Below are 20,095 nucleotides of genomic sequence, written 5' to 3' on the forward strand. Positions count from 1 at the left end.
CCGCTGGGTGGTAAGGCGCAGTTCGGTGGTCAGCGGTTCGGTGAGATGGAGTGCTGGGCGATGCAGGCCTACGGTGCGGCCTACACCCTGCAGGAACTGCTGACCATCAAGTCCGACGATGTCGTGGGTCGAGTGAAGGTCTACGAGGCGATCGTCAAGGGCGAGAACATTCCGGAGCCCGGCATCCCGGAATCGTTCAAGGTTCTGCTCAAGGAACTCCAGTCCCTGTGCCTCAACGTGGAGGTGCTGTCGTCGGACGGTGCCGCGATCGAGATGCGCGACGGCGACGACGAGGATCTCGAGCGGGCGGCGGCCAATCTGGGCATCAACCTGTCCCGGAACGAAGCGGCCACCGTCGACGATCTGGCGAACTAGGGCGTTGGCCGGGTGCCGTAGCCGGATTGCGGCTCGGTACCCGGCCTCCGCGTTCGAATCCAATAGAGAACTTTTGCTCGTATTCGACCCGCACAGGGGAAAGGAAGTTACGTGCTAGACGTCAACTTCTTCGATGAACTCCGGATCGGCCTCGCCACCGCCGACGACATCCGCCAGTGGTCCTACGGCGAGGTGAAGAAGCCGGAGACCATCAACTACCGCACGCTCAAGCCGGAGAAGGACGGCTTGTTCTGCGAGAAGATCTTCGGTCCCACCCGGGACTGGGAGTGCTACTGCGGTAAGTACAAGCGCGTTCGCTTCAAGGGCATCATCTGTGAGCGCTGCGGCGTCGAGGTGACCCGCGCCAAGGTGCGCCGTGAGCGGATGGGCCATATCGAGCTGGCCGCCCCGGTCACCCACATCTGGTACTTCAAGGGTGTGCCGAGCCGGCTCGGCTACCTGCTCGACCTGGCGCCGAAGGATCTGGAAAAGATCATCTACTTCGCCGCCTACGTCATCACCGCCGTCGACGACGAGATGCGGCACAACGAGCTGTCCACGCTCGAGGCGGAGATGGAGGTCGAGAAGAAGACCGTCGCCGATCAGCGTGACGCCGATCTCGAGGCCCGGGCGCAGAAGCTCGAGGCCGATCTGGCCGAACTCGAGGCCGAAGGCGCCAAATCCGACGTCCGCCGCAAGGTCAAGGACGGCGGCGAGCGGGAGATGAAGCAGCTCCGCGACCGCGCCCAGCGTGAGCTGGACCGGCTCGACGAGATCTGGACCACCTTCACCAAGCTGGCCCCCAAGCAGCTGATCGTGGACGAGGTGCTCTACCGCGAGATCACCGACCGCTACGGCGAGTACTTCACCGGCGCGATGGGCGCGGAGTCCATCCAGAAGCTGATGGAGAACTTCGATATCGAGGCCGAGGCCGAGAACCTGCGGGAGACCATCCGCAGTGGTAAGGGCCAGAAGAAGCTGCGTGCGCTCAAGCGGCTCAAGGTCGTCGCGGCGTTCCAGACCAACGGCAACTCGCCGATGGGTATGGTGCTCGACGCTGTTCCGGTGATCCCGCCGGAGCTGCGGCCGATGGTCCAGCTCGACGGTGGCCGTTTCGCCACCTCCGACCTGAACGACCTCTATCGTCGTGTCATCAACCGCAACAACCGCCTCAAGCGACTGATCGACCTCGGTGCTCCCGAGATCATCGTCAACAACGAGAAGCGGATGCTGCAGGAGTCCGTGGACGCGCTGTTCGACAACGGCCGTCGCGGCCGGCCGGTCACCGGTCCGGGTAACCGCCCGCTGAAGTCCCTGAGCGATCTGCTCAAGGGTAAGCAGGGTCGTTTCCGCCAGAACCTGCTCGGTAAGCGTGTCGATTACTCCGGCCGTTCGGTCATCGTCGTCGGCCCGCAGCTCAAGCTGCATCAGTGCGGTCTGCCCAAGCTGATGGCGCTGGAGCTGTTCAAGCCGTTCGTGATGAAGCGGCTGGTCGACCTGAACCACGCGCAGAACATCAAATCCGCCAAGCGGATGGTGGAGCGGCAGCGGCCGCAGGTGTGGGATGTCCTCGAAGAGGTCATCGCTGAGCATCCGGTGTTGCTGAACCGTGCGCCCACCCTGCACCGCCTCGGTATCCAGGCCTTCGAGCCGCAGCTGGTCGAGGGTAAGGCCATCCAGCTGCACCCGCTGGTCTGTGAGGCGTTCAACGCCGACTTCGACGGTGACCAGATGGCCGTGCACCTGCCGCTGTCGGCGGAGGCACAGGCCGAGGCCCGCATCCTGATGCTGTCCTCGAACAACATCCTGTCCCCGGCGTCGGGCCGGCCGCTGGCCATGCCCCGTCTGGACATGGTGACGGGTCTGTACTACCTGACCCGGTTCGACGAAGGTGCCAAGGGCGAGTACCAGCCCGCGACCGCCGACGCGCCGGAGCAGGGCGTGTACTCCTCGCCGGCCGAAGCGCAGATGGCGGTCGACCGTGGTGAGCTGACCGTACGGTCGAACATCAAGGTGCGGCTGACCGATCAGCGTCCGCAGAAGGAAGTCGAAGCGGAGCTGTTCCCCGAGGGCTGGCGGCGCGGTGACGCGTGGACGACCCAGACGACTCTGGGCCGGGTACTGTTCAACGAACTGCTGCCCGCGGACTACGCGTTCATCAACGAGCCGATGCCGAAGAAGCGGCAGGCGACGATCATCAACGATCTCGCCGAGCGCTACCCGATGATCGTGGTCGCGCAGACCGTCGACAAGCTCAAGGACGCCGGCTTCTACTGGGCCACGCGTTCGGGTGTCACCGTCTCCATGTCGGACGTGCTCGTTCCGCCGGAGAAGGCCGAGATCATGGAGCGCTACGAAGCGCAGTCCGATCAGATCGAGAAGAAGTACCAGCGTGGTGCTCTCGATCACCAGGAACGTAACAACGCCCTGGTCAAGATCTGGCAGGAGGCCACCGAAGAGGTCGGCCGCGCGCTGCGGGCGCACTACCCGGCCGATAACCCGATCATCACGATCGTCGATTCGGGCGCCACGGGTAACTTCACCCAGACCCGTACCCTCGCCGGTATGAAGGGCCTGGTGACGAACCCGAAGGGTGAGTTCATCCCGCGGCCGATCAAGTCCTCCTTCCGTGAGGGCCTGACGGTGCTGGAGTACTTCATCAACACCCACGGTGCTCGTAAGGGTCTGGCCGATACCGCGCTGCGTACCGCCGACTCGGGTTACCTGACCCGGCGTCTGGTCGATGTCTCGCAGGACGTCATCGTGCGCGAGCACGATTGCGCCACCGAGCGTGGTATCACCGTGCACATCGCGGAGAAGCAGGCCGACGGCACGATCATCCGGGACGCGCATGTGGAGACCTCCGCCTACGCCCGCACCCTGGCCGCCGACGCGCTCGATGCGAGCGGCAACGTCGTGGTCACCAAGGGTGCGGATCTGGGCGATCCCGCGATCGAGGCGCTGCTGGACGCCGGTATCACCGAGGTGAAGGTCCGCTCCGTGCTGACCTGCACCACCGGCACCGGAGTCTGCGCGACCTGCTACGGCCGCTCGATGGCGACCGGCAAGCTGGTCGATATCGGCGAGGCCGTCGGTATCGTCGCCGCGCAGTCCATCGGTGAGCCCGGTACCCAGCTGACCATGCGTACCTTCCACCAGGGTGGTGTCGCGGGTGACGACATCACCGGCGGTCTGCCCCGGGTTCAGGAGCTCTTCGAGGCTCGGGTGCCCAAGGGCAAGGCGCCGATCGCCGAGGTCTCGGGCCGGATCCGGCTGGAGGACGACGACCGCTTCTACAAGATCACCATCATTCCCGACGACGGCGGGGACGATGTGGTCTACGACAAGCTGTCCAAGCGTCAGCGGCTGCGCGTGTTCAAGCACGACGACGGCAGCGAGCGTCTGCTCTCCGACGGTGACCACGTCGAGGTCGGCCAGCAGCTGCTGGAAGGCGCGGCGGATCCGCACGAGGTGCTGCGCGTGATGGGCCCCCGGCAGGTCCAGATCCACCTGGTCCACGAGGTCCAGGAGGTCTACCGGAGCCAGGGTGTGTCCATCCACGACAAGCACATCGAGGTCATCGTCCGCCAGATGCTGCGCCGGGTGACGATCATCGATTCGGGTGCCACCGAGTTCCTGCCCGGTTCGCTCACCGAGCGGGCCGAGTTCGAGGCGTCCAACCGCCGGGTCGTCGCCGAGGGGCGCGAACCCGCGGCGGGCCGTCCGGTGCTGATGGGTATCACCAAGGCGTCGCTGGCCACCGATTCGTGGCTGTCGGCGGCGTCCTTCCAGGAGACCACCCGAGTCCTGACGGACGCGGCGATCAACTGCCGCTCCGACAGGCTCATCGGTCTCAAGGAGAACGTGATCATCGGTAAGCTGATCCCGGCCGGTACCGGTATCAACCGGTACCGCAACATCCAGGTACAGCCGACCGAGGAGGCTCGTGCCGCGGCGTACGCGGTGCCGTCCTACGACGACACCTACTACAGCCCGGAGGGCTTCGGCGCCACGACCGGTGCCGCCGTTCCGCTGGACGATTACGGATTCAGCGACTACCGGTAATCGGTAGGTAGCAAGGCATTCGGCCCCCGCGTCTTTCGAGACACGGGGGCCGTTTCCGTCTGCGGGGCAGTCGAGTACGCGAGGACTTCCCGGTCCGGCCGCTGGCCGCATACGTATCGGCCGGTCCGGTTCCGCTATTCGGTTCCGGTGGTCGTGAGGCGGTGCTCCAGGCCGTCCAGCAGGGTGGCCGATCCGAACTCGAAACTGTTGTCCGGCGCGGCGTTGTATTCGGTGTCCGCCGCGCTGTCGAGGCGTACGCGGAGTCGGGGGTATCGCATCGCGATTTCGGTGGCGGCGGTCATGGTTTCGCGCAGCCGCGCCTTCGGATGATGCGCGCGCTCTCCTCGCGGCGGCCGAATCCGGCTTCCCCGGTTGGACGTGGACCCTCCAGAAACCTCGCAACGTAGTGGTTTTCGCGGCAGCGGCACTCGGCATCGTGGTGCCCCTGCTCGGCTGACCGCCGGTAGAAGGGTTCGGCTCGCTCCCCTCGGAGCGGGCCGGGCCCGTGTGCTCTACAGGCGATTCGATTCGAACGGTCGGCTATTGCGACTCCGGGTCGTGGTGCTCGCCGTATTCCCGCACTCCGGAATCGCGCAGTATCGATGTGAGCAGCTTCCGGGACCGGATCAGATCCGCGGCGAGTGCGTCCATCCGATCTATCTCCGATCGCATGATCGCGACGACTTCGGCGCAGGGTTCCAGGCGTGGCCGGCTGTCCCGGGTGCACGGCAGAACACGGCGGATCACCTCGGTGGTCAGTCCGGCGGACAGCAGCGCCCGGATGCGCAGCACAGTGTCGACGGCGGAATCGTCGAAACTGCGGTAGCCGTTCCCTTCTCGCGCTGCCGACAGCAGTCCCTGCCGCTCGTAGTACCGCAGCGATCTGGTGCTGGAGCCGGTACGTTCCGCCAGTTCGCCGATCTGCATCCGCCCACCTCGACCTTGACCTTGACGCTGGTGTCAATGTTTACCGTAACCGGATGCATATCGGAATCTTCACCGCCGTGACCGACGAGAGCATCGGCCCGGCCGATCTCGCCCGAGCAGTGGAAGAGCGTGGCTTCGAATCGCTGTTCGTCGCCGAGCACACCCATATACCGGTCACCGTCACGACGCCGTACGCGGGCGGCGACGAGATACCCCGGGACTACTACCGCAATCTCGACCCGTTCGTCACCTTGTCGGTCGCGGCCGCGGTGACTCGCCGGTTGCGTATCGGCACTGCGGTGGCTCTGGTCGTTCAGCGCGATCCGATCATCCTCGCCAAGGAGGTGGCCAGCTTGGATGTGGTGTCGGGCGGTCGTTTCGAACTCGGGGTCGGTGTCGGCTGGTTACGGGAGGAAATGCGCAATCACGGCACCGATCCGCGGACGCGGGTCGCGCTACAGCGGGAGCGTCTCGCGGCGATGACGGCCATCTGGAGCCGCGAACAAGCCGAGTTCCACGGCGAGTTCGTCGATTTCGACCCGCTCTACTCCTGGCCGAAGCCGGTGCAGCGGCCACGTCCGCGGATCTGGCTCGGGGGCTGGGGCCCGTCCACGCACGAACGTATCGTGGACCACGCCGACGGCTGGCTGGCTCCAGTGGGTATCCCGCTCGACGACCTCGAACAGGGTGCTCGCGAACTCCGGGCGCTGGCCGAACGCCACGGCCGGCCGCCGGTGCCGGTGACCGCGACACTCTTCGACCCACGTCCCGGCGATCTGGAACGGCTGGCGGAGTTCGGAATCCATCGGACCCTGCTGGGCGTCGTGCCGGTGCTACCGCACGACGCGACCCTGCGTGCGCTGGATCGGTTCACCGAGGCCGTGCGCGGTACGACCCACTGACCCGGCCGGGTGCGGTGACTTCGCCACCGTACGGAGTCGAACCCAGCATTTCGATCACGTTGCGCAGATGTGTCGTCCGGTTGAACAACCACGAATAACGTTGCGGCGCACTGTCTGCCGATGTCGTCGAACAGTCGCGGATCCGACGACCGGCGGAGGGCCATGCCGAGCCGAACACCCACGTCCACCAGCAGTGCTCCCGATCATGACGCCGGGCGTGGCATCGGCGACGAATCCCCACCGGGAGGCGGCTGGCGGCGGTGGCTGCGGCGGCTGGCGGTGCTCGCGACCGCCCTGTTCGTCCTTCCGGCCGTACTCGGGGCCGGCGCACTGGCCGCGTCGGGCGACTCCGAATCGGTCGCGAATGCCGGTTTTCCCGCGCTGAACTGGATGAATATCCGGGACTCCCGGGGCCTCGAACTCACGCACTACCGGTTCGCCACCGCGTCCGGCAGCATCTTCGAACCGTTGGAGACGGCGATCGCTGTCGTACTCGGTCTGGAATTCGCCGGCTATATCGTCATCGTGACCGGCGCGATCTGGGTGATCGGTTACACGATGAGCTTCCACTGGCTCGACCCGTTCGGCCGGGCGCTGGCCGGGGTGGCCGAGAGCCTCGACGCGCAGATCGGGATCCCGATGGTGCTGATCGTGGCCACCTCGCTCGGTGCGTTCATCGTCGCCTGGTTCGTGCTGCGCGGTTTTCACGCGCGGGCCGCGACGCAGGTGGTCACGATGGTCGGGGTCGCCGTGATCGGGCCGGTGTTCATGGCCGAGCCGCTGGAGGATGTGCTGTCCTCGCACGGGTTGATGTCGCAGGGACGTGATCTCGGAATCGCGGTCGCGGCCGGACTGACCGGGCACACCTACGCCGACCCCGCCGGCCTGGTGGCGACCATGCAGGAGAACCTGGCCGATAATTTCGCGCGGCAGCCGGTGCAGGTGTGGAATTTCGGGCATGTGATCGATGATCGGGCGGACTGCGCGGCCGTGTGGACGGCGGCAATGCAGTCGGGTTCGGAGTCCGCCGTGGTATCCGGACTGCGTCGATGCGGTGACCTGGGGGCGTACCACGCGGCGATGAATCCGAGTATGGGTCAGGTCGGTTCGGGTCTGGTCATGCTGCTCTGCGCCGGAATCCTGCTCGCGTTCGGGGCCTACCTCTCGGTGAAGATAATCTGGGCCGCCCTCGATTCCGTCTTCCACGGCTTCGCGGCCATCTTCGGTTTCGCGGCGGGCGGTTTCGTCTACGGCCCGACCCAGACTTTCCTGGTGCGCAATCTCGTGGACAGTTTCTACGGTGCCGTGGTGATGGCGGTCTACATCATCTATCTCGGCGTGTACGTACTGTTCCTCGACAACCTTTTCGATCAGGCGCGCGGTCAGGCGACGGTGGTGCTGATCCTCGGTGCCGTGGTGGAAATCGTCGGGCTGCTGCAGTTCCGACGCCTCGCCGCCGCGTTGCACCAGGGAAACGAGTGGATCGTCAACAGGTTCGCGCTCGCCCTGCAGCAGGCACCGGGTGGCGGTGCGGGCGGCGGCGGTGGTGGCGGCGGCGGTGGGACGGCGCTCGGCATGGGGTCCAGCGGTCTCGGCAACGCCGGGGTCCCGGGACTCGGCTTCATCGCCGGGGCTGCCGCGCTCGGCACCCTGAACAACAACCCGGCCTCGGCCTGGCTGTTCAACCGGGTGTCACCGCTGGAGCCGCATTCGCAGAAACGGCAGAGCGCGATGCTCGATCAGTGGGGTGCCTGGAACACACGCTGGAACGGTGCGAAGATCGGTGGCCCGGATGGGCTGTTCACCCACGCCTTCCTCGATCGACTCCATCTCTCCCACGCCGCCCGCGACGCGACGGCCGTCGCCGCCGGTGCCGGTCGCGGCGGTGTGAATACGGTGCGCGGCGCGGCGGCCGCGGTGGACGGGGTGCTGGTCGGCGGTGGCGGGTTCCTGGGGCAGGTGGCCGCTTCGCTGCGCGGCGCGGGGTTCCGCGACGAGGATATGATCCAGCGCGCCGTGGAAGCGCGGGGATATGTAGTCAAGCATGCGGGCGATGTGCCGCTCACCGACAAGAATCTGGCCGAGGTCGTCGCGGCCTCCAGCTACGCGGCGGCCATGAACACCCCGGCGGCAGATGCCGAACTGGAACGGGCTGTCCTCGCCTACGCGCTGGGCCGGGATGGGATCGAGTTGCAGGGTTCGGCGCGCGGGGTGGGGGAGGCGTATCTGGCCGCGCCGAGCCAGGCGGCACTGAACCGGATCCAGAAGGTCGCGGCCGGGGAGGAGACGGCGGCGTATTCCGCCGCGGACGCGGCCCGGATACTGCGCTGGATCGGCGACGAACACGCCGGCCGTCTCTCCGAGGCGGTGACCGCTTTCGTCACCGACCCGTCGAACGCGGAGAATCGCCGCCGCTTCTACGCCGCACAGAACGCGGCCATCGATACCGATTACTGGGCGGCAGGGGCGACCCGGTCACCCGCGTCGGCGATGGCGGGCGGCGGCTGAGCCCCGATCTCCCGGCCGGACACCCGGCCGGGCGGCTCGCAGTCCACGCGGGCGGGTGTCAGGCCCGGGTCGGGACCGGTTCTTCGGTCTCGGCCGGCTGTTCGGATGCCTCGACGACGGGCCGCGGCCGCGGTGTGGCGGTACGCGCGTGGGTCGCGTAGAGGGTCAGGCCGACGAAGGCCAGACCGCCGACCAGATTGCCCACCACAGTGGGGATTTCGTTCCAGATCAGATAGTCGCCGATCGAGAAATCGCCACCCAACAGAAGTCCGGACGGGAACAGGAACATATTGACGATCGAATGTTCGAATCCCATGTAGAAGAACAGCATGATCGGCATCCACATGGCGATCACCTTGCCGGATACCGAGGTCGACATCATCGCCGCGACCACACCGGTGGAAACCATCCAATTACAGAGCACGCCGCGAATGAAAAGGGTGAGCATTCCCGCCGCACCGTGGTCGGCGTAGCCGACCGTGCGCGAGACCCCGATCTCGCCGAGTTTCTGACCGACTTCGTTGGGATCCATGGAGAATCCCATGGTCACGATGATCGCCATCATGATCGCGACGGTGAACGCGCCCAGGAAGTTACCGGTGAAAACCAGCCCCCAGTTGCGTAGCAGAGCCTTCCAGGTCACACCCGGTCGCCGATCCAGCCAGGCCAGCGGGACGAGCGTGAAAACGCCGGTGAGCAGATCGAATCCGAGCAGGTAGAGCATGCAGAAGCCGACCGGGAACAGTACCGCGCCGAGCAGTGGCTCGCCTGTCTGCACGGTGATGGTGACCGCGAAGGCCGCGGCGAGCGCCAGAATCGCCCCCGCCATATAGGCACGGATCACCGTGTCCCGGGTGGACATGAATGCCTTCGCTTCGCCGGCGTCGATCATTTCTCCGACGAAATCCGCCGGTTTGAGATAAGACATGGCACGCCCTTCGGTTGTGGTCTTACGTGCCGAAGTGTGCGGTGCCGAGATTTCCCGGCCGTATCCGGCCGAGCGCACCCGTGTTACCGGACCCTCACCGGGTTCCGTGCGGTGGTTGTGCTCCGGTCGGTGACCTTGTGCAACAGTCGCGCACTGATGCGATGTCGCGGAAGTAAACATTGTGATACCGATTCGGTTCACGGTGCCCGGCGATGGGAGGCTTTCGATGTTTTCCGATGCTAGGAGTCTCGTATGGAACCGATCATGAGCAAACGTACGGCTGCCGATATCGTCGTCGCCGCCCGTATCCGCCGGGGACTGTCCTGGGCCGATATCGCCGACGCGCTCGGCGCTCCGCTGGTCTGGACCACTGCCGCCCTGCTCGGCCAGCATCCCATGACCGCAGAGCAGGCCGGAAAGGTCTGCGCTCTCCTGGAGTTGGACGACGCGGTGGCCGAGGCGCTGGCGCTTCAGCCCGCTCGGGGTGCGGACCCGGCACTCATGAGCGATCCCACCATCTATCGTTTCGTGGAGGCGATTTCGGTCTACGGGCCGGCCCTCAAAGAACTCATTCACGAGGAGTTCGGCGACGGGATCATGAGTGCGATCAACTTCAAAGTCGATTTCGCCCGCCGCCCCGATCCCGACGGCGACCGCGTCGTCATCACCTTCGACGGGAAGTTCCTCGACTATCGGTGGTGAGTCGAGCGTGATCTTCGATGCCGCTCACTGGTTGCGCGGTAGATCGGCGGCCAGTCGCTGGAGGTAGCCGGCGAACCGGCGGCGGTCGGCGGGGGACCAGTCGTCGGTGAGCCGGTCGAATATCCGGCGTTGCCAATCGTGGGCATCGGCCAGTAGGCGGTCGCCGGCCGGGGTGAGATGCAGGGCGGTCCGGCGACGGTCGAGATCGGATTCGCGGCGGGCCAGATAGCCGGCGGCGGTGGCATCGCGGACCATCCGGCTGGCACCGGAATGGTCGAGCCCGAGCTGATGGGCGACGGCGGTGATGGTCGCCTCGTCCGGAGCGCCGGCGGCGCCGGCCACCGCTTCCACGACCTGTACATGCGCAGCATTGCGCAGATCCGCGCTCTGCTCGCCCGCGCCGCGCTGTATCCAGCGCCGGGACCAGAACCGGACCAACCGGAACAGGGCGGGCCCGCCGTCTACGGAAGTGGAGCTGCCGCTCATACAGACCAATCTATCCTCTTCGGAAAATCGCGTGCAATCTGCATGTATATTACGTGTGTATCACATGTATATGAAAGGAGGGTCGATGTCGGCCGAAAGTGATGCGCCCGTACGGACCGCGGCTATCGTGCTGGATCACACCATCGTTCCCGCGCGAGATCGCGTGATGGGGGCCGCGTTCTTCGCCGGGCTGATGGGGTTGCCGGTCGAGGCTCCGACCGGCCCGTTCGTGCCGGTGCGGGTGAACAGCGAGCTGACCTTCGATTTCGACGAGCGGGGCCGGGTGGAACCCGGTCACTACGGTTTCCTGGTCGATGATCCGACGTTCGATGCCGCGCTGCGGTGGCTGGCGCGGCGGCCCGGAGTGGAGTTCGGGTCGGGGCCGGAGAACGGCTGGGATCGGGATATCAACCGCCTGGGCGGCGGTCGGGGGGTGTATGTCCGGTCTCCGGAGGGGCACAGCTACGAGCTGTTCACTGTGGCCTGTTGACTTCGGGCTCGTGCCGATTAATACTGAACTAGATGGTTCAGTATGAGTTTCTGGACGCCTCCTTCGGGGCGCTCGCGGACCCCACACGACGGGGCATTCTCGAGCGGCTCGGCCGTGGTCCCGCCACCGTCAGCGAACTGGCGGACGACTTCTCGATGACCCTCACCGGGATCAAGAAGCACCTCCGGTTGCTCGAGGATGCGGGGATGGTGATCACGGAGAAGCGGGGACGGGTCCGGTACTGCCGGATCGGTCCCGATGTGTTCGAACGGGAGATGGCCTGGCTCCAGAGCTACCGGCAGATGCTGGAAGCGCGGATGGACCGTCTCGGCGAATTCCTGCAACGAACGGAGCACGAACAATGAGCACTGCCACCGAAGAAGCCGTCGTCACTCCGGCCGCCGATCGTGAGATCCGGATCGAACGGGTTTTCCACGCTCCGCGTGCGCGGGTCTGGGACGCCTACACTCGACTCGAACAGCTCACCCAGTGGTGGGGCCGGGGTAACCGGGTCGATGTCGAACGCTGGGAGTTCCGGGCCGGCGGGCACTGGCGGTTCGTCGAGCACGCCGACGGGGAATCGCACGGGTTCGAAGGGCGGATCCGGGAAATCGTGCCGCAGGAGCGGATCGTGCAGTCGTTCGAATGGGACGGGATGCCCGCCCATGTGGCCATCGACGCGGCGACCTTCGAGGATCTCGGTGACGGACGTACCCGGGTGGTCACGGTGAGTCAGTTCCATACACCCGAGGAGCGGGACGGAATGCTGCAGTCCGGTATGGCCGAGGGGCTCAACGCCAGCTACCGGGCACTGGACGCACTGCTGGCGAAACAGCACTGACCGCGCGTCGCCGGCCGGGCCGGGCCGATTCGGGGCCGGCCGGCGACCCGGTTCAGCGCTCGCTGTCGAGCGCGTTCATCTGAGCTGCCGCATACCGGCTGCCCGCCACGCCCTCGACCGGAACCGCGGCTTCGACAGCGGCGCTCTCCGCCTCGGTGAGCGTGATGTCGAGCGCGCCGAGCGCCTCGGACCAGCGCGTACGGGTCCGTGAGCCGATCACCGGAACGATATCGTCACCCCGGCCGAGTACCCAGGCGATGGCCAGTTGGGCAGTGGAGACGCCCTTGCGCCGGGCGAGGGCGGCCAGCGCGTCGACCAGTTCCAGGTTGGCGGTGAGGTTGCCGCCCTGGAAGCGGGGCGTATGGGCCCGGTAGTCCGACTGTCCGAATCCGGTGCTGCGACCGGGCGCCGTATCGCTGAGCAGGCCGCGGGAGAGCACGCCGTAGGCGGTGATACCGATGCCGAGTTCGCGGCATACGGGCAGGATCTCGGCTTCGATCCCGCGCGAGAACAGCGAGTACTCGATCTGCAGATCGGCGATCGGATACACCGCGGCGGCCCGGCGCAGCGTATCGGCGCCTACTTCGGAGAGCCCGATATGTCGTACGTAGCCCGCGTCGACCAGTTCGGCGAGGGCGCCCACGGTGTCCTCGATCGGCACCGCCGGGTCCAGCCGGGCCGGGCGGTAGATATCCACATGATCGACGCCGAGCCGGCGCAGGCTGTAGCTCAGGAAGTTACGCAGCGCGGCCGGACGGCTGTCGAACCCCTGCCAGGAACCGTCCGGGCCGATCATCCCGCCGAACTTCACACTGAGGATCGTTTCCTCCCGGGGCCGGTCGGCGATGGCGCGGCCCACCAGCAGTTCGTTATGGCCCATACCGTAGAAATCGCCGGTATCGACGAGCCGGGCACCGGAATCGAGCGCGGCGTGCACGGTGGCCGTCGATTCGGTGTCGTCGGTGGGACCGTAGGAACCCGACATCCCCATCGCGCCCAGCCCGATCCGCCCGACCGTCGGTCCGGTGCTGCCCAGCCGGCTGACTGCGATCTGTGTATTCGTCATGGGTCCACGGTGACCGCCGCCGCGCGTCCGCGGCAGAGACGGTTTATCGGGGGAGCGGCGATCCCTGGCTGACCGCGCGGTGGTGCGCGACAGTGGAGGTATGGATCGCAGCGAACTCGCCGATTTCCTCCGTCGCCGCCGGGAACAGCTCACCACCGAGGCGGTGGGGCTCCCGCCGGGGACGCGGCGCCGGACCCCGGGCCTGCGCCGTGACGAAGTGGCGCAGCTGGCGGGGATCTCCACCGACTACTACACGCGGTTGGAGCAGGCGCGCGGTCCGCGGCCGTCCACGCAGGTGCTCGCGGCACTCACGCGCGCGCTGCGATGTACCGGCGACGAACGCGATCACGTCTATCTGCTGTGCGATCACGCGCCGCCCGGCGGGAGCCGGACGGACAAACACGTGGGCCCGGGACTGATGCACGTCCTGGCGAAACTGGACGATATTCCGGCGGCGGTCATCACCGATCTCGGGGAATGCCTGGTGCAGAACCGGATGCATGTTCTGCTCTTCGGCGACCAGGCCGATCGGCCCGGCCGGGAACGGTTCCACGCCTGGCGGTGGTTCACCGATCCGGCGGTCCGGACGATCGCGCCGGAGACACAGGTGGACGGTTTGTCCCGGCGGCAGGTGGCCGACCTGCGGGCCACCGCCGCCCGGCGGCCCACGGATCCGGACGTGGTCGAGTTCATCGGCGCGTTGCGCACGGCGAGCGCGGAGTTCGACCGGTTGTGGAACGAACACGAAGTGGCGGTCCGGCTGTCCGATACCAAAACCGCCGTCCACCCGGAGGTCGGCGTGATCGATATCTTCTGCGAAACCCTGCTCACCCCCAGCGCCTCCCAGCGTCTGCTCATCTACTGGCCGTTACCGGATACCGATGCCGCGGAGAAGATGGAACTGCTCCGCGTCATCGGCACCCAGCGGCTGGATTCACCCGAACAGCCGTCCTACTCGCGGCCCGCCGACGTGAACGACATATCCGCGTAGCGCGGCCCGGCCACCTCATCGGCGATGGGCTCCAGCTGTGCCAGTTCCGCGGCGGTCAGCGTGACGGTCGCGGCCCCGGCGTTCTCCGCGAGCCGTTCCCGGCGCCGGGTACCCGGGATGGGGACCACCGGCAGTCCGTGGACCCGCGCGCGGGATTGCACCCAGGCCAGCGCGATCTGCGCGGGTGTGTGTCCGCGGGCCTCGGCGATGGCGTGCAGCGGGGCGAGCAGCGCGGCATTGTGTGCGGCGTTGTCGCCGGTGAAACGGGGCATATGCCGTCGGAAATCGCCCTCGGTCAGCTCGCCGGAAGCGGGCAGGGCGCCGGTGAGGAAACCGCGTCCCAGTGGCGAGTAGGGCACGAAGGCGACGCCCAGTTCGGCGGCGGCGGGAACGGCCGTGCGTTCGACGTCCCGGGAGAACAGCGACCACTCCGACTGCACCGCCGCGATCGGATGGACCGCGTGCGCGGCCCGCAGTTCGTCGCCGGTGACCTCGGACAGGCCGAGTGCGCGTACTTTGCCCGCCCGCACCAGTTCGGCCATGGTGCCGACACTGTCCTCGATCGGCACGCGCGGGTCGCGGCGGTGCATGTAGTACAGGTCGATGGTGTCGATACCGAGCCGGCGCAGGCTCGCGTCCACCGCCGCGCGGATGTACTCGGGGGAATTGTCGATACCGCGATACTGCGGGTCGTCGGCTTTCCGGACGATCGCGAATTTCGTGGCCAGGACGATCCCGTCCCGGTTGGCGCGGACGAAATCGCTCAGGAATTCCTCGTTGTCACCGGAACCGTAGATATCGGCGGTGTCGAACAGGGTGATGCCGAGTTCGAGAGCGCGGTCCAGGGTCGCGCGGGATTCCGCGCGGTCGGTGGGGCCGTAGAACTCGCTCATTCCCATACAGCCCAGCCCCTGGATGCCGACACGGATTCCGTCGGTGCCCAGCGTGGTGGTCGGCAGTTTTGCGGAGTCGGTCATGGTCTGGGGTATCCCTTCACGAAGCGGCGTTGTCGGATGACCGGACGGCGTCACTGAGGGTGTGCTGTTCGTAGATCGAGATCTTGTGATCCAGCACCGTCACGGTCTGCTCCAGTTCGGCTATGCGTTCGAGGACATCGGCGCGGGTCTTGCGGAACATCGCGAGCCGTTCGGGGATCGTGCTCGCGCCGGCGCGGACCAGTTCGGCATACCTGATCATGTCCGCCACCGACATACCCGTGGTGCGCAAGCGGGTGATCAGGGTCAGCCAGTCCAGGTCCCGGTCGCTGAACCGGCGTTTACCGGTGTGGTCGCGGCCGATATGGGCGAGCAGGCCGATGCGCTCGTACCAGCGCAGGGTGTCCTGGCTCAGGCCGCAGTGCCGGGCAGCGGCCCCGATCGAATGCCGGGGGATCTCCCGCGCCGGATCGGGGACGTCCAGGCTGGGTCCGGTAACGCTCACGGGACTGCCTCTCTATCCGAAAGTTGCTGCGCCACAAGGGATTACCTGTGGCACCCGATATCCTCTCGTCGAACCAGGACAACGTTATCCACCTGGAGTGCACTCCAGGCAAGCGGCGATCCGGATCAGCGACCGTGCGGCCGCCGGGCGCGGGGTTTCAACTGCCCGCCGGGCAGCGGTGGCGCCGGAATGCGCTGGTCGGGGGTGTGGCCGGTGATATCGCCGAAGCGTTCGGTGTTGTGCGACTCCCAGTCCGTGCGGGCCGCCACGATCTCCGCGTGCGCCCGGGCGACGAAGTTCCACCACATCACCAGTTCCTCGGTGAGTGGCTCGCCGCCGATCAGCGCGAACCGCCCGCCGGAATCGCTGGACAGTTCGAGACTGTCGCGCCCGGTGCCCAGATACAGCAGTGGGCCGGGTTCGAGCTCGGTCCCGGCGGCGGTCACCGTGCCCTCGACCACCAGGAGCGCGTACTCGAACTCGGGTTCCAGTGGCAGCGTCGCCGCGGTGGCGGGCTCGATCTCGATATCGGCGCCCACCAGCGGTGTGTAGATGATCGCCGGTGAGGTGACCCCGGCCAGCGAGCCCAGCAGGACGGTCGCCCGCAGGCCCCGGGCGGTGTGGACCGGCAGCTCCCGATGCTGTTCGAAATGCGGTGCGATATCGCGGTGGCCGTCGGGCAGCGCGACCCACAGTTGCAGACCGCGCCCGGCCGGCGCATCGGGCACCGTGTACTCCGAATGGGCGATACCGCGGCCGGAGGTCATCAGATTGAGCTGGCCGGGTTCGATACGTACATCCGAACGCACCGAATCGCGGTGCCGGATCATCCCCTCGAACGGCCAGGTGACGGTCTGGAGGCCGATATGCGGATGTGGGTCGATATCCGGCGGAGCGCCGGTGACAGTGACGGTGGGGGCACCGAAATAGTCCAGGAAACACCAGGCCCCGACAGTCGGCAGATCCCGCTGCGGCAGCGTTCGCTCCACGTAGGTGCCGCGCACTCCACCCAGCGGAACCTCACGGGCCGGATACAACCGGGTCACCGGCCCCGGACCGCGACCCGGTTCGCACAGGGTCTCGGCCGGATACGGGTCGAGGTCACTCACCGACGCCGACCACATGCTCGCTGTACTGCGGGTGCTTCTCCAGATAGGCGCGGATGAACGGACATTCGGGCCGGATCTTGCGCCCGCGGTCCACGGTGTCGGTGATCGCGAATTCGGCGAGCCGGCTGCCCAGCCCCTTACCGCCGAACTCCGGGCCGATCTCGGTATGGGTGAAGACGGTTTCCCCGCCCCGTTCGGTGTACTCCGCGAATCCGGCCAGTTCGGCGCCGTACCACACCTCGTAGCGGTTCTCATCGGGGTTGCGCAGCACCCTGCTCTGCTCGGTCGCTTCGGTCATCTCCGCAGCTCCTCTCCGGGTCCGGAATCCACGACGGACGGTGGCCGTACCGCCGAGCGCCAGCGTACTCAGGCCGGGACCGCCCCGACGGCCCGCTCGGCCGGAGCGGACGGGCCCGTACCCGTCCAGGGGGGTCGCCATCAAGAACCCGCACGCACCAGCGCATCCGGGATCCGGCACGTAGCCTGGGAACATGGCCAAGGAAATCGACCGGGTCCGGGCGCGTTCGGCGTGGGCCACGGTCAAGGAGAGCCCGGTGATCACCGCCATCGCGGTGGCGCCGATCGTAGTGGTGTTCGGTCTGGTCTGGTGGCTGATCGGCGGCTGGGCGGCGTTCCTGTTGCTCGTCGTGCTCGGCGCCGGAGCTGTATTCGGCGGCAAACTGCTGCGCTGAGCGGTCAGCGCGGGACGTGGAAGGCCACCAGATCGCCGGTCCCCGGTGCCACCCCGTCCCAGTCGCCGGTGAAACGCAGCACCGCCAACGCGGAGGTCGGGAACTTGCGGCTCAGCCGCAGGGCATCGTCGCTGTCGTGCGCGGCCGCCAGGTTCCAGGCCGTCCACGGCATACCCGGGGCATGCCCGATCACCAGCAGGGTCGAGACGGCGGGATCGGTCAGGCCCACCAGTTCGATCAGATAGTCGGTCGGCGCCTCGTAGATCCCGGATTCGAACTCGACCGGTGCGTCGATACCGGTGGCGGTGAGAGTTTCCCGGGTGCGGGTCGCGGTGGAGCAGCGGACTGCGTCGATCGGCGGCCGGGTCGCCCTTAACCAGTCACCGGCCAGGGCCGCCTCCCGCTGCCCGCGCGGTGCCAGCGGACGGTCGTGGTCCTCGATCCCGGCCGGATACGCCGATTTCCCGTGCCGCATCAAGATCAGAGTTCGAGCCATGGGACCACCGTAGGCACCCTCGGTGCGGAGATCCATAACACACTCGAGGCAAACTGAAAGCAGCGTCACAATGGAGGGTGGGCCGGCGACCCCGGTCCACGCTCAGTCGTCACGCCCTGCCAACCGCGACCCGGACGGCACCAGTCCGCACATAAGTCTCGAGGATCTGCACAAATATGGCCTACGTAATCACGCAGCGTTGCTGCAACGACGCGAGCTGCGTTTCCGAGTGCCCGGTCGACTGCATCCGCCCGACTCCGGACCAGCCGGAATTCGCCACGACCGAAATGCTCTACATCGACCCCGACACCTGCATCGACTGCGGCGCCTGTGTCGACGCGTGCCCGGTGGAGGCCATCTTCTCCGAGGACGATCTGTCCGCGTCGCTGGCCCGCTTCCGGGAGATCAACGCGGCCTGGTTCGAACGGCATCCGCTGGAATCGAACCTGGATCCCATCGCCACCCCGGTGCGCCCGCCCAAGGATCTGGGCACGCTACGGGTCGCGATCGTCGGTGCCGGCCCGGCGGCCGCCTACGCGGCCGACGAACTGCTGCGCCGCTGCGACGTCCAAGTGGAGATGTTCGACCGGCTGCCCACGCCGTGGGGTCTGGTCCGCGCGGGCGTCGCGCCCGACCATCCGGGCACGAAAACGGTCGCGGGCATGTTCGAGTCGGCCTTCCGGCGTGACACGCTGCAGTACTACCTGAACGTCGAGGTCGGCAAACACATCACCCACGAGGAACTGCTGGCGCACCATCACGCGGTCCTCTACGCGGTGGGTGCCTCCTCGGATCGCCGGATGGGCATCCCGGGAGAGGAACTGCCCGGCAGCCATTCCGCGACCGAGTTCGTGGCCTGGTACAACGGTCATCCCGACTACGCGGACCGCGTCTTCGACCTCTCGGGCGAGCGGGCGATCATCGTCGGCAACGGCAATGTCGCGCTCGATGTCGCCCGGGTACTGACCGTGCACCCCGACGAACTCGCGAAAACCGATATCGCCGATCACGCGTTGGCAGCGCTGCGCGGCAGCAATATCCGCGAGGTCGTGGTACTGGGGCGGCGCGGCCCGCTGCAGGCGGCCTACACCTCGCCGGAGTTCCTGGCGCTGGCGCACCTGTCCGGGGTGGATATCGTGATCGATCCGGCCGAACTGGAACTCGATCCGGCGTCGCAGGCACTGCTCGACGACCCGGACGCCGAGCCCTCCCTGAAGCTGAAATATGCGCTCGCCGGGGAATTCGCCGCGAAACCGGCGACCGAGGGCAACAAACGGATCGTGTTCAAGTATCTGGCCGCCCCGACCGCCGTCACCGGTACGGACAAGGCCGAAGGCCTGGAATACGCGCGCAACGAACTGGTGGAAGAGGACGGCATCCTCAACGCCCGGCCCACCAGCGAAGCCGGAAACCTGCCGGCCTCGCTGGTCCTGCGGTCGATCGGTTACCGCGGACAGCCGATCCCGGATCTTCCGTTCGACGACAAGCGCGCGGTCGTCCCCAACGAACACGGCCGGGTCACCGGCGCCGACGGCCAGCCGCTGACCGGTGTGTACGTGAGCGGTTGGATCAAACGCGGCCCACGCGGGGTCATCGGCTCCAACCGGACCGACTCCGAAGAAACGGTGGAGGGGCTGATCGCCGACTTCATCGCGGGCAAACTGGTCGCGCCCGCGGCCGACCGCGACGCGCTGCGTGCCCTGGTGCAGGAACGTCAGCCCGATCTGGTGGACCGGGTCGGCTGGAAGGCGATCGACCAGGCGGAGCGTGGTGCCGGTAAGGATTCGGGCCGGCCCCGGGTCAAGTTCACCACTCTCGCGGACCTCTTGCAGGCTGCCAAGGGCGGCAGCTGAACGCACGAGCGGCCGAGGGCAGGCCTTGCCGCGACGGTGAAAGGTGGGTTCTGGTGGAGGTGAAGGGCAGGCCTGCTTGTGTGGGGTGAGGTGTGGGCCTGCTTGTGTGGGGTGAGGTGCGGGCCCGCTCGTGAAGGTGCTGTGTTTTTGGCGCCGCCTTCGGCGTCGCGGGGTCGAGGCCCCCTGGTGTCCCGCCGTTCAGGCCTCGAGACTCGCGCTTCGCG

Annotated in this window: 21 protein-coding genes; 11 read left to right on the forward strand and 10 right to left on the reverse strand. The window is 67.1% G+C overall.

Features of this window, described 5'->3' with window-relative positions; translation table 11 throughout:
• Both ACWEWT_RS36840 and ACWEWT_RS36845 read left to right on the forward strand, forming a co-directional pair.
• Positions 1 to 375 (forward strand): DNA-directed RNA polymerase subunit beta (locus ACWEWT_RS36840; RefSeq protein WP_452565534.1); only part of this gene is annotated, 375 nt, incomplete at its 5' end.
• A gap of 111 nt (positions 376 to 486) precedes the next feature.
• On the forward strand, positions 487 to 4,440 hold the full coding sequence (locus tag ACWEWT_RS36845; protein ID WP_452565535.1) for a DNA-directed RNA polymerase subunit beta': 3,954 nt from the start codon (positions 487 to 489) through the stop codon (positions 4,438 to 4,440).
• 134 nt (positions 4,441 to 4,574) lie between these two features.
• Here the strand turns inward: ACWEWT_RS36845 and ACWEWT_RS36850 are convergent, their stop codons facing one another.
• Together ACWEWT_RS36850 and ACWEWT_RS36855 are read right to left on the reverse strand one after the other, a co-directional pair.
• On the reverse strand, positions 4,575 to 4,718 hold the full coding sequence (locus ACWEWT_RS36850; RefSeq protein ID WP_452565536.1) for a hypothetical protein: 144 nt from the start codon (positions 4,716 to 4,718) through the stop codon (positions 4,575 to 4,577).
• Between the two features lie 262 nt (positions 4,719 to 4,980).
• On the reverse strand, positions 4,981 to 5,367 hold the full coding sequence (locus ACWEWT_RS36855) for a MerR family transcriptional regulator (protein ID WP_452565537.1): 387 nt from the start codon (positions 5,365 to 5,367) through the stop codon (positions 4,981 to 4,983).
• A 53-nt stretch (positions 5,368 to 5,420) separates the two neighbouring features.
• Between ACWEWT_RS36855 and ACWEWT_RS36860 the strand changes: the two genes are divergently transcribed.
• Together ACWEWT_RS36860 and ACWEWT_RS36865 are read left to right on the forward strand one after the other, a co-directional pair.
• Positions 5,421 to 6,269 carry an LLM class F420-dependent oxidoreductase gene (locus ACWEWT_RS36860; protein ID WP_452565538.1) on the forward strand — a complete coding sequence of 283 codons (849 nt, stop codon included), beginning with the start codon at positions 5,421 to 5,423 and terminating at the stop codon, positions 6,267 to 6,269.
• 162 nt (positions 6,270 to 6,431) lie between these two features.
• A complete protein-coding gene (locus ACWEWT_RS36865; RefSeq protein ID WP_452565539.1) occupies positions 6,432 to 8,777 on the forward strand; it encodes a hypothetical protein in 2,346 nt (781 codons plus the stop codon).
• Positions 8,778 to 8,835: 58 nt separating this feature from the next.
• On the opposite strand, the gene ACWEWT_RS36870 is transcribed toward ACWEWT_RS36865, so the two are convergent.
• Positions 8,836 to 9,705, reverse strand: a complete 870-nt coding sequence (locus ACWEWT_RS36870) for a formate/nitrite transporter family protein (protein ID WP_452565540.1) — start codon at positions 9,703 to 9,705, stop codon at positions 8,836 to 8,838.
• 252 nt (positions 9,706 to 9,957) lie between these two features.
• Between ACWEWT_RS36870 and cynS the strand changes: the two genes are divergently transcribed.
• Complete coding sequence (gene cynS / locus ACWEWT_RS36875; RefSeq protein ID WP_452565541.1) at positions 9,958 to 10,407, forward strand: cyanase; 450 nt, start codon at positions 9,958 to 9,960, stop codon at positions 10,405 to 10,407.
• A 24-nt stretch (positions 10,408 to 10,431) separates the two neighbouring features.
• Here the strand turns inward: cynS and ACWEWT_RS36880 are convergent, their stop codons facing one another.
• Entirely contained in the window at positions 10,432 to 10,893 is a 462-nt protein-coding gene (locus ACWEWT_RS36880; RefSeq protein ID WP_452565542.1) for a MarR family winged helix-turn-helix transcriptional regulator, read from the reverse strand.
• Positions 10,894 to 10,978: 85 nt separating this feature from the next.
• Here ACWEWT_RS36880 and ACWEWT_RS36885 point away from each other — a divergent pair, with 85 nt between their 5' ends.
• Genes ACWEWT_RS36885 through ACWEWT_RS36895 form a run of 3 tightly spaced genes read left to right on the forward strand, consistent with a single transcriptional unit; the run spans position 10,979 to position 12,224 of the window.
• The gene (locus ACWEWT_RS36885; protein ID WP_452565543.1) at positions 10,979 to 11,383 is read left to right on the forward strand and encodes a VOC family protein; all 405 of its coding nucleotides are present in this window, start codon (positions 10,979 to 10,981) and stop codon (positions 11,381 to 11,383) included.
• A gap of 32 nt (positions 11,384 to 11,415) precedes the next feature.
• A complete protein-coding gene (locus ACWEWT_RS36890) occupies positions 11,416 to 11,748 on the forward strand; it encodes an ArsR/SmtB family transcription factor (RefSeq protein WP_452565544.1) in 333 nt (110 codons plus the stop codon).
• A complete protein-coding gene (locus ACWEWT_RS36895) occupies positions 11,745 to 12,224 on the forward strand; it encodes an SRPBCC family protein (RefSeq protein ID WP_452565545.1) in 480 nt (159 codons plus the stop codon). Before ACWEWT_RS36890 ends, ACWEWT_RS36895 begins: the two co-directional genes overlap by 4 nt.
• 52 nt (positions 12,225 to 12,276) lie before the next feature.
• Here ACWEWT_RS36895 and ACWEWT_RS36900 read toward each other — a convergent pair whose 3' ends face one another.
• Positions 12,277 to 13,290 carry an aldo/keto reductase gene (locus tag ACWEWT_RS36900; RefSeq protein ID WP_452565546.1) on the reverse strand — a complete coding sequence of 338 codons (1,014 nt, stop codon included), beginning with the start codon at positions 13,288 to 13,290 and terminating at the stop codon, positions 12,277 to 12,279.
• Positions 13,291 to 13,390: 100 nt separating this feature from the next.
• Here ACWEWT_RS36900 and ACWEWT_RS36905 point away from each other — a divergent pair, with 100 nt between their 5' ends.
• Positions 13,391 to 14,281 (forward strand): helix-turn-helix transcriptional regulator, encoded by an 891-nt coding sequence (locus ACWEWT_RS36905; protein WP_452565547.1) that lies wholly within the window; start codon positions 13,391 to 13,393, stop codon positions 14,279 to 14,281.
• Here ACWEWT_RS36905 and ACWEWT_RS36910 read toward each other — a convergent pair.
• The 4 genes from ACWEWT_RS36910 to ACWEWT_RS36925 form a co-directional block, all read right to left on the reverse strand.
• Positions 14,242 to 15,258: an aldo/keto reductase gene (locus ACWEWT_RS36910; RefSeq protein WP_452565548.1), complete on the reverse strand. Its 1,017-nt coding sequence runs from the start codon at positions 15,256 to 15,258 to the stop codon at positions 14,242 to 14,244. The two genes, ACWEWT_RS36905 and ACWEWT_RS36910, sit on opposite strands and share 40 nt — an antisense overlap.
• A gap of 16 nt (positions 15,259 to 15,274) precedes the next feature.
• Positions 15,275 to 15,721 (reverse strand): MerR family transcriptional regulator, encoded by a 447-nt coding sequence (locus tag ACWEWT_RS36915; RefSeq protein WP_452565549.1) that lies wholly within the window; start codon positions 15,719 to 15,721, stop codon positions 15,275 to 15,277.
• 125 nt (positions 15,722 to 15,846) lie between these two features.
• Entirely contained in the window at positions 15,847 to 16,830 is a 984-nt protein-coding gene (locus tag ACWEWT_RS36920; RefSeq protein ID WP_452565550.1) for a pirin family protein, read from the reverse strand.
• Entirely contained in the window at positions 16,823 to 17,128 is a 306-nt protein-coding gene (locus tag ACWEWT_RS36925) for a GNAT family N-acetyltransferase (protein ID WP_452565551.1), read from the reverse strand. The genes ACWEWT_RS36920 and ACWEWT_RS36925 overlap by 8 nt, the downstream gene beginning before the upstream one ends.
• Before the next feature lie 193 nt (positions 17,129 to 17,321).
• On the opposite strand from ACWEWT_RS36925, the gene ACWEWT_RS36930 reads away from it, so the two are divergent.
• Entirely contained in the window at positions 17,322 to 17,522 is a 201-nt protein-coding gene (locus ACWEWT_RS36930) for a hypothetical protein (protein ID WP_449905938.1), read from the forward strand.
• A gap of 4 nt (positions 17,523 to 17,526) precedes the next feature.
• Here the strand turns inward: ACWEWT_RS36930 and ACWEWT_RS36935 are convergent, their stop codons facing one another.
• A complete protein-coding gene (locus tag ACWEWT_RS36935) occupies positions 17,527 to 18,018 on the reverse strand; it encodes a SixA phosphatase family protein (protein ID WP_452565552.1) in 492 nt (163 codons plus the stop codon).
• A 176-nt stretch (positions 18,019 to 18,194) separates the two neighbouring features.
• On the opposite strand from ACWEWT_RS36935, the gene ACWEWT_RS36940 reads away from it, so the two are divergent.
• Positions 18,195 to 19,871, forward strand: a complete 1,677-nt coding sequence (locus tag ACWEWT_RS36940; RefSeq protein ID WP_452565553.1) for a 4Fe-4S binding protein — start codon at positions 18,195 to 18,197, stop codon at positions 19,869 to 19,871.
• Positions 19,872 to 20,095: the final 224 nt, after the last annotated feature.

Source organism: Nocardia sp. NPDC003963 (assembly GCF_053605105.1).

What these genes read in the sequence shown, in the direction of transcription:
- ACWEWT_RS36905 (WP_452565547.1), top strand. Translation starts at nt 13,391, where the DNA reads ATGGATCGCAGCGAACTCGCCGATTTCCTCCGTCGCCGCCGGGAACAG.
- ACWEWT_RS36885 (WP_452565543.1), top strand. Translation starts at nt 10,979, where the DNA reads ATGTCGGCCGAAAGTGATGCGCCCGTACGGACCGCGGCTATCGTGCTG.
- ACWEWT_RS36850 (WP_452565536.1), bottom strand. Translation starts at nt 4,718, where the DNA reads ATGCGATACCCCCGACTCCGCGTACGCCTCGACAGCGCGGCGGACACC.
- ACWEWT_RS36860 (WP_452565538.1), top strand. Translation starts at nt 5,421, where the DNA reads ATGCATATCGGAATCTTCACCGCCGTGACCGACGAGAGCATCGGCCCG.
- ACWEWT_RS36870 (WP_452565540.1), bottom strand. Translation starts at nt 9,705, where the DNA reads ATGTCTTATCTCAAACCGGCGGATTTCGTCGGAGAAATGATCGACGCC.
- cynS (WP_452565541.1), top strand. Translation starts at nt 9,958, where the DNA reads ATGGAACCGATCATGAGCAAACGTACGGCTGCCGATATCGTCGTCGCC.
- ACWEWT_RS36935 (WP_452565552.1), bottom strand. Translation starts at nt 18,018, where the DNA reads ATGGCTCGAACTCTGATCTTGATGCGGCACGGGAAATCGGCGTATCCG.
- ACWEWT_RS36890 (WP_452565544.1), top strand. Translation starts at nt 11,416, where the DNA reads ATGGTTCAGTATGAGTTTCTGGACGCCTCCTTCGGGGCGCTCGCGGAC.
- ACWEWT_RS36880 (WP_452565542.1), bottom strand. Translation starts at nt 10,893, where the DNA reads ATGAGCGGCAGCTCCACTTCCGTAGACGGCGGGCCCGCCCTGTTCCGG.
- ACWEWT_RS36865 (WP_452565539.1), top strand. Translation starts at nt 6,432, where the DNA reads ATGCCGAGCCGAACACCCACGTCCACCAGCAGTGCTCCCGATCATGAC.
- ACWEWT_RS36940 (WP_452565553.1), top strand. Translation starts at nt 18,195, where the DNA reads ATGGCCTACGTAATCACGCAGCGTTGCTGCAACGACGCGAGCTGCGTT.
- ACWEWT_RS36855 (WP_452565537.1), bottom strand. Translation starts at nt 5,367, where the DNA reads ATGCAGATCGGCGAACTGGCGGAACGTACCGGCTCCAGCACCAGATCG.
- ACWEWT_RS36930 (WP_449905938.1), top strand. Translation starts at nt 17,322, where the DNA reads ATGGCCAAGGAAATCGACCGGGTCCGGGCGCGTTCGGCGTGGGCCACG.
- ACWEWT_RS36900 (WP_452565546.1), bottom strand. Translation starts at nt 13,290, where the DNA reads ATGACGAATACACAGATCGCAGTCAGCCGGCTGGGCAGCACCGGACCG.
- ACWEWT_RS36895 (WP_452565545.1), top strand. Translation starts at nt 11,745, where the DNA reads ATGAGCACTGCCACCGAAGAAGCCGTCGTCACTCCGGCCGCCGATCGT.
- ACWEWT_RS36925 (WP_452565551.1), bottom strand. Translation starts at nt 17,128, where the DNA reads ATGACCGAAGCGACCGAGCAGAGCAGGGTGCTGCGCAACCCCGATGAG.
- ACWEWT_RS36910 (WP_452565548.1), bottom strand. Translation starts at nt 15,258, where the DNA reads ATGACCGACTCCGCAAAACTGCCGACCACCACGCTGGGCACCGACGGA.